The sequence below is a fragment of the Roseitalea sp. genome, assembly GCF_984466335.1.
Window position 1 is genome coordinate 30,218 of the sequence record NZ_CFIFWG010000005.1, and the last position, 6,109, is coordinate 36,326.

5 protein-coding genes and 1 pseudogene are annotated in these 6,109 nt (G+C 68.5%); all 6 read left to right on the top strand.

Features of this window, described 5'->3' with window-relative positions; genetic code table 11:
- Positions 1–562, top strand: a pseudogene (locus AC5E6L_RS01195) (sugar-binding transcriptional regulator); the annotation flags it as partial.
- Between the two features lie 179 nt (positions 563–741).
- Complete coding sequence (locus AC5E6L_RS01200; protein ID WP_491228484.1) at positions 742–1,521, top strand: DeoR/GlpR family DNA-binding transcription regulator; 780 nt, start codon at positions 742–744, stop codon at positions 1,519–1,521.
- Positions 1,518–2,285, top strand: a complete 768-nt coding sequence (locus AC5E6L_RS01205) for a triose-phosphate isomerase (RefSeq protein WP_491770692.1) — start codon at positions 1,518–1,520, stop codon at positions 2,283–2,285. The genes AC5E6L_RS01200 and AC5E6L_RS01205 overlap by 4 nt, the downstream gene beginning before the upstream one ends.
- A 17-nt stretch (positions 2,286–2,302) precedes the next feature.
- Complete coding sequence (gene derI / locus AC5E6L_RS01210; protein WP_491228486.1) at positions 2,303–2,758, top strand: D-erythrulose-4-phosphate isomerase; 456 nt, start codon at positions 2,303–2,305, stop codon at positions 2,756–2,758.
- 82 nt (positions 2,759–2,840) lie between these two features.
- Positions 2,841–4,379 carry an FGGY-family carbohydrate kinase gene (locus tag AC5E6L_RS01215; RefSeq protein WP_491770695.1) on the top strand — a complete coding sequence of 513 codons (1,539 nt, stop codon included), beginning with the start codon at positions 2,841–2,843 and terminating at the stop codon, positions 4,377–4,379.
- Positions 4,372–6,033 carry a glycerol-3-phosphate dehydrogenase/oxidase gene (locus AC5E6L_RS01220; protein ID WP_491231011.1) on the top strand — a complete coding sequence of 554 codons (1,662 nt, stop codon included), beginning with the start codon at positions 4,372–4,374 and terminating at the stop codon, positions 6,031–6,033. Before AC5E6L_RS01215 ends, AC5E6L_RS01220 begins: the two co-directional genes overlap by 8 nt.
- Positions 6,034–6,109: the final 76 nt, after the last annotated feature.

Below are 6,109 nucleotides of genomic sequence, written 5' to 3' on the forward strand. Positions count from 1 at the left end.
CTTCAGCACCAGCGGCCTGCGCTTCGTGTCGCTCAATGGCGGCCTGACCCCGAACTTCGCGGCCAATCCGCACGATGTCATGCACATGCTGGCCGAGAAGACGGGCGCGCGGGCCTATGTGATGCCCGTGCCGTTCTTCGCCAACAGCGCCGAGGACCGGCAGGTGCTGCTTTCGCAGCGCGGCGTTGCGGAGGTCTTTCAACTGGCCGAGGCCGCCCCGCTCAAGATCGTGGGCATCGGCACGGTCGAGGCCGAGACGCAGCTGGTCGCCTCCGGAATGATCGATCTCTCCGAGATCGAGGCGATTTCCGACGCCGGCGGCGTCGGCGAGCTTGTCGGACATTTCTTCGACTGCGACGGCAACGCCCTCGAAACGCCGTTGAACGCGCGCAAGCTTTCCATCTCGCTGGACCGGGACATGAAGCACCGCGTCATCGCGGTCGCCGGCGGGCCGAACAAGGTCGAAGCGCTCAGGGCCGTCCTGAAGAGCGGGCGGCTGTCCGGCCTGATAACCGACGAGCGCACGGCAAGGGCGCTGCTCGACACGTCGGACGCCGGCTGAACCTTGTCCGGGCCGCCTTGCGGCGCTTCAGTCGCCGCGCGCCGTGGCCGGCAACGGTTTTGCGCGGATTGTCTCGGCCTGCGCGGCCGAAGAGCAAAATATCACAAAAGATAATCACAAAATAACGCTATTGACAGATATTTTGTTATATCTAAAGTGACCGGCAAGGAGGCGGCGCCATGAAGCGAGAGGAGCGTCAACAGGCCATCATGGACCTGCTGGTGTCCGACGGGGCCGTCGATCTCGACGATCTGGTCAACCGCTTCACGGTTTCGAAAATGACGATTCACCGCGATCTCGACGAGCTGGAAGGCGCCGGGCTGCTGCGCAAGATCAGGGGCGGCGCGACGATCGAGTCGGGGACGCGGTTCGAGAGCGACTTCCGCTACCGCCAGCGTCACGGCGCCGCCGCCAAAGCCGTCATGGCCGGCGCGGCGCTGGCCCTGATCGAGCCGGGCATGACGGTCATGATCAATGACGGGTCCATGGCGGCCGTGCTGGGCCGCCAGGCGGCGACAAGACGCCCGCTGACCGTCATCACCAACAATGTCGCCGTGCTCGAAACGCTCAAGGGCGAGGCCGGCGTCACGCTGATCGCGCTCGGCGGCATCTATTCGGCCAAGTACAACGCCTATCTGGGCAAGGCGACAGAGGACGCGCTGATCGGGCTGCGCGCCGATCTCGCCTTCATCTCGTCGCCCGCCGTCGTCGGCCTGGAGGTGTTCCACATGGACGACAATGTCGTCCGGTCGAAAAGGGCGATGATGAACGCGGCCATGTCGCGCGTGTTGATCGTCAACAGCAACCGGTTCGGACATGCCGCGCTTTACAAGCTGGCCGACCTCTCCGAGTTCGACCGGATCATCACCGACGCGGCGCCCGGGCCCGACCAGCGCGCCCTGCTCGACCAGGCGGGCTTGCCGCTGACCATCGCTGAAGCGGGAGTGCACAACCCATGACCCAGGACCGATTGTGGATCGGCACCAGCTGGAAGATGAACAAGACCTTGGCCGAGGCGGAGCGCTTTGCGGCGGCGCTCGCGCGCGCCGAGGCGGATCGCGACCCGCGCATCCAGCGGTTCGTGATCCCCTCTTTCACGAGTGTCCGCAAGGTCAAGCGCGTGCTCGCCGATACCTCCGTCAAGGTCGGCGCGCAGAACATGCACTGGGCCGATGACGGCGCATGGACCGGCGAGATCTCCCCGCCCATGCTCACCGATTGCGGGCTCGACATGGTCGAATTGGGCCATTCGGAGCGGCGCGCCCATTTCGGCGAGACCGACGAGACCGTCGGCCTGAAGGTCCGGGCCGCCGTCCGGCACGGGCTGGTTCCGCTGATCTGCGTCGGCGAGACACGCGCCGAGCGCGACGCCGGACGCGCCCGGGACGTGCTCGAAACGCAGGTGCGGGCGGCGCTCGGCACCCTGTCGCCGGCGCAGCGCGCCGCGCCGGTCCTTCTGGCCTACGAGCCAGTCTGGGCGATCGGGGAGGGCGGCACCCCCGCCACGCCCGACTATGCCGACGAACGTCAGGGCGAGATCGCCGCGGCGGTGCGCGATGTGCTGGGCCGGCGCGTCGCCTGCCTTTACGGCGGGTCGGTCAATGCGGACAATTGCACATGGTTCGTCCAGCGCCCGCATGTCGACGGGCTGTTCATCGGGCGTTCGGCCTGGGATGTCGAGGGCTATCTGGACATACTCGCCAGATGCTCCGCCGCCATCTGACCATGAAAGGAAGACCTATGAGAATTGCAGTCGCGGGCGACAGCGCCGGTGAAGGGCTCGCCAGGACGCTGGCCGACCATCTGAGCGCGAAATTCGATGTATCGGAGCTGTCCCGGACCGATGCCGGGCCGGACCCGTTCTATGCCAACCTGTCCGATCGCGTCGCGTCGGCGGTCGTCTCCGGCCGGTACGACCGGGCGATCCTGGTCTGCGGCACCGGCATCGGCGTCCAGATGGCGGCCAACAAGGTGCCCGGCATCCGCGCGGCCCAGTGCCACGACACCTATTCGGCGGGCAAGGCGGCCACATCGAACAATGCGCAGATCATCACCATGGGCGCGCGCGTGGTCGGACCCGAACTGGCCAAGGACATCGCCGAGGCGTTCCTGGCCGCCGAATTCGATCCGCAGGGCCGGTCGGCCGGCAATGTCGATGCCATCAACCAAGTGGACATGAAATACAACAAGGCCTGAGCCGGCACGCCGCCGGCCGCCGGGCCTGCCCCGGAGCCCCTTTCCTCCCTTGGGCTCCGGGCGTCATCGAGGGGAAACGCGCATGAGCCGCATCCTGGCCGTCGACAGCGGGCTGACCGTCACCAAGGCCGTGATCTTCGGCCTTGACGGACGCCAGATCGGCGTATCGCGGTGCGGCATTCCCCAAAGCATGCCCGCCCCGCGCCATGTCGAGCGCGACATGGACATCCTTTGGCGGCGGACCGCCACGGCGATCGGAGACGTGCTGGCGGCCACCGGAACCGAGCCCGGCCGGATCGTCGCGGTGGCCGCCACCGCCCATGGCGACGGGCTTTATCTGCTCGATGGCCGGGGCGAGCCTTTGGGACCGGGCATCGTGTCGCTCGACAGCCGCGCAACGGAGGTAATCGCCGACTGGGAGCGCGGCGGCCTGCCGGACCGGGCGCTCGAACTGACCGGGCAGAAACCGCACGTGTCGGCGCCGTCGGCGCTTCTGGCATGGCTGCGTATCCACGAGCCGGAGCGGTTCGCGCGCATCGGCCACGTGCTGGCCTGCAAGGACTGGCTGCGCTTCCGCCTGACCGGGGAGATCGGAACCGATCCGACCGAGGCCAGCACCGCGTTCACCGATGTGCGCACGCAAGCCTATTGCGACCGGGCGCTTGAGCTTTTCGGCCTTTCCTCCGTCGCCCGCGCCCTGCCGCCGGCGAGCCACCCGGCCCGGATCGTCGGCAGCGTCACGCGGGCGGCGGCCGCCGAAACCGGCCTGCGCGCCGGCACGCCCGTGGCCGCCGGGCTGCACGACGTGACCGCCTCGGCGCTGGGCATCGGCGCGCACACGATCGGCGTGGCCGGCATCATCGCCGGGACCTATTCGATCAACGCCTGCGTTTCGGACGAGCCGCGTATCGATGCGCGCTGGTTCTGCCGCAACGCGATCGCCCCCGGCCGCTGGAACAACATGTCCATCTCGCCGGCCTCGACGGCCAATTACGACTGGTTCATCGACACGTTCTGCGCCGCCGAGCGCACGCTGGCCGAACGGGGTGGCCGCACCGTGCACGACGTTCTCGGCGCCGAACTCGACGCGGCCCTGGAGCGCGCGTCTTCGGTGTTCTACCACCCCTACCTGTTCGGATCGCCCTTCGGCGCCGGGCCGAGCGCGGGCTTTTATGGCCTGCGCGGCTGGCACGAGCGGGGCGACGTGCTGGCCGCCCTGCTGGAGGGCGTGGCGTTCAACCACCGCCACCATGTCGATGCGCTGCGCGAGGGCTTCGGCCTTGCCGGGGCGCGGCTGACCGGGGGCGCCTCGCGCAACCCGGCCGTCGCCCGGCTTTTCGCCGATGTGCTGAACATGCCCGTGACGGTGACCGATACCGACGAGGCCGCCGCCTGGGGCGCCGCGCTGTGCGCGGGCGCCTCGGTCGGCGCCTATGACGGGTTCGATGCCGACCCGCGCGACCTGGACGCGGTGTCGATCGTCTACCGTCCGGATCCGGGCCGCGCCGGCCACTATGACGATCGATATCGCGCCTACCGCGCCCTGGCGGACGATATGGCGGACACATGGGGGCGCCTGAACGCCTTTGACGGCAAGGCCCGCGACAGCGGCCATGGATGATCCGGGCGCGCACGATTGCGACGTGCTGATCGTCGGGGCGGGAATCAACGGCGCCGGCCTATTCCGCGATCTGTGCGAACAGGGGCTGACATGCGTGATCGTCGACAAGGGCGACTTCGGGTCCGGCACCAGCGCGGCGCCCTCGCGTCTCATCCATGGGGGCCTGAAATATCTGGAGACGGGCCAGTTTCGCCTGGTCGCCGAATCCACCTATGAGCGCAACCTTCTGCTGCGCAACGCCGCGCACCTCGTCAGGCCGCTGCCCACGCTCATCCCCATCCATTCCTGGGCCGGAGGCATCGGGCCGGCGCTGCGAACCCTGTTCGGCTCCACCACGGCGCCGCGCAGCCGCGGCGCCCTGCTGATCAAGATCGGCCTTGGTCTTTACGATCTCTATGGCTGGCGCGCCCGCTCCATGCCGCGCCACAGGATGCTGGGCAGATCGAGCGCGCTCGCCAGCCTGCCCGCCCTCAGCCCCGGCATCGTTGCGGTCGGAACCTATCACGATGCGCTCGTCACCCAGCCCGAGCGCCTCGTGCTGGAACTCGTCGAGGACGGCCTTTCGGCGATGGCCGGCGCACGGGCAATGAACTGGACCGCGCTGTCGGGGCACGATGGCGGCATCGTCGAACTGACGCGGGAGGACGGAACGCGACACCGTGTCCGCCCGCGGATCGTCGTCAATGCGGCCGGCCCCTGGATCGACGCGGTCAATGGCCGGCTGGGACTGGAAAGCCGCCTGATCGGCGGCACCAAGGGCTCGCATATCCTGCTCGATCACCCCGAACTGGTCCGCCAGCTGGATGGCCGCATGGTCTATTTCGAGGCCGATGACGGGCGCATCGTGCTGGTTTTCCCCCATCACGGGCGCGCGCTCGTCGGCTCGACGGACATTCCGGCCGACGATCCCGACGCTGTGGCCTGCGACGATGACGAGGTCGGCTATTTCATGCGCTGCCTGCGCGCCCTGCTGCCGGGGCTGGCATTCGATCCCTCCCAGATCGTCTATCGCTATTCGGGCATTCGCCCGCTGCCCAGTGCCGATGGTGTCGCGCCCGGCCTGATCAGCCGCGACCATTCGGCGCCGGTCGGCGAGGCGGACGGCCAGCGGCCGTTCGCAGTCATCTCGCTGGTGGGCGGAAAATGGACGACGTTCCGCGCCTTTTCGGCCGAGGTCGCCGACATCGTTCTTGCCCGTCTGGGCGCCGCCCGCCGCGTTTCCACCGAGCGGCTGGCCATCGGCGGCGGGCGCGGCATGCCCGCAACGTCCGGCGCGCGCGAGGCCTGGATCGGCGATGTGACGCGGCGAAGCGGGGCGCGCGCCGAGCGCGTCGGCACGCTCCTGGACAGATACGGGACCACCGCCGGGGCGATCGCGCGCCATGAAGGCGCCGGTTTCGTGCCGCTGCCAGGGCTTCCCGGCTATGGCGAGGGCGAGATCGACTGGATCGCTCGCAACGAGCATGTCCGCCACCTTGAGGACATTTTGTTCCGGCGGACGCAACTGGCGGTCGCGGGACTGGTTTCGCCGGACCTTCTGACGCGCGTCGCCGATATCGCGGCAAATGCGCTGGGGTGGACAGAAGGGCGCAGGAAGGACGAACTGGCGGCCACGCGCGAACGGTTCGAACGCCGCCACGGCGTCAGGCTTTAGAGCTGTTTGTCTTTGGCTGGCATCGTCTGAGCGCCGGGATTTTGTGATCTGGCAAGGCGCGCGCAACGCCTCCCAG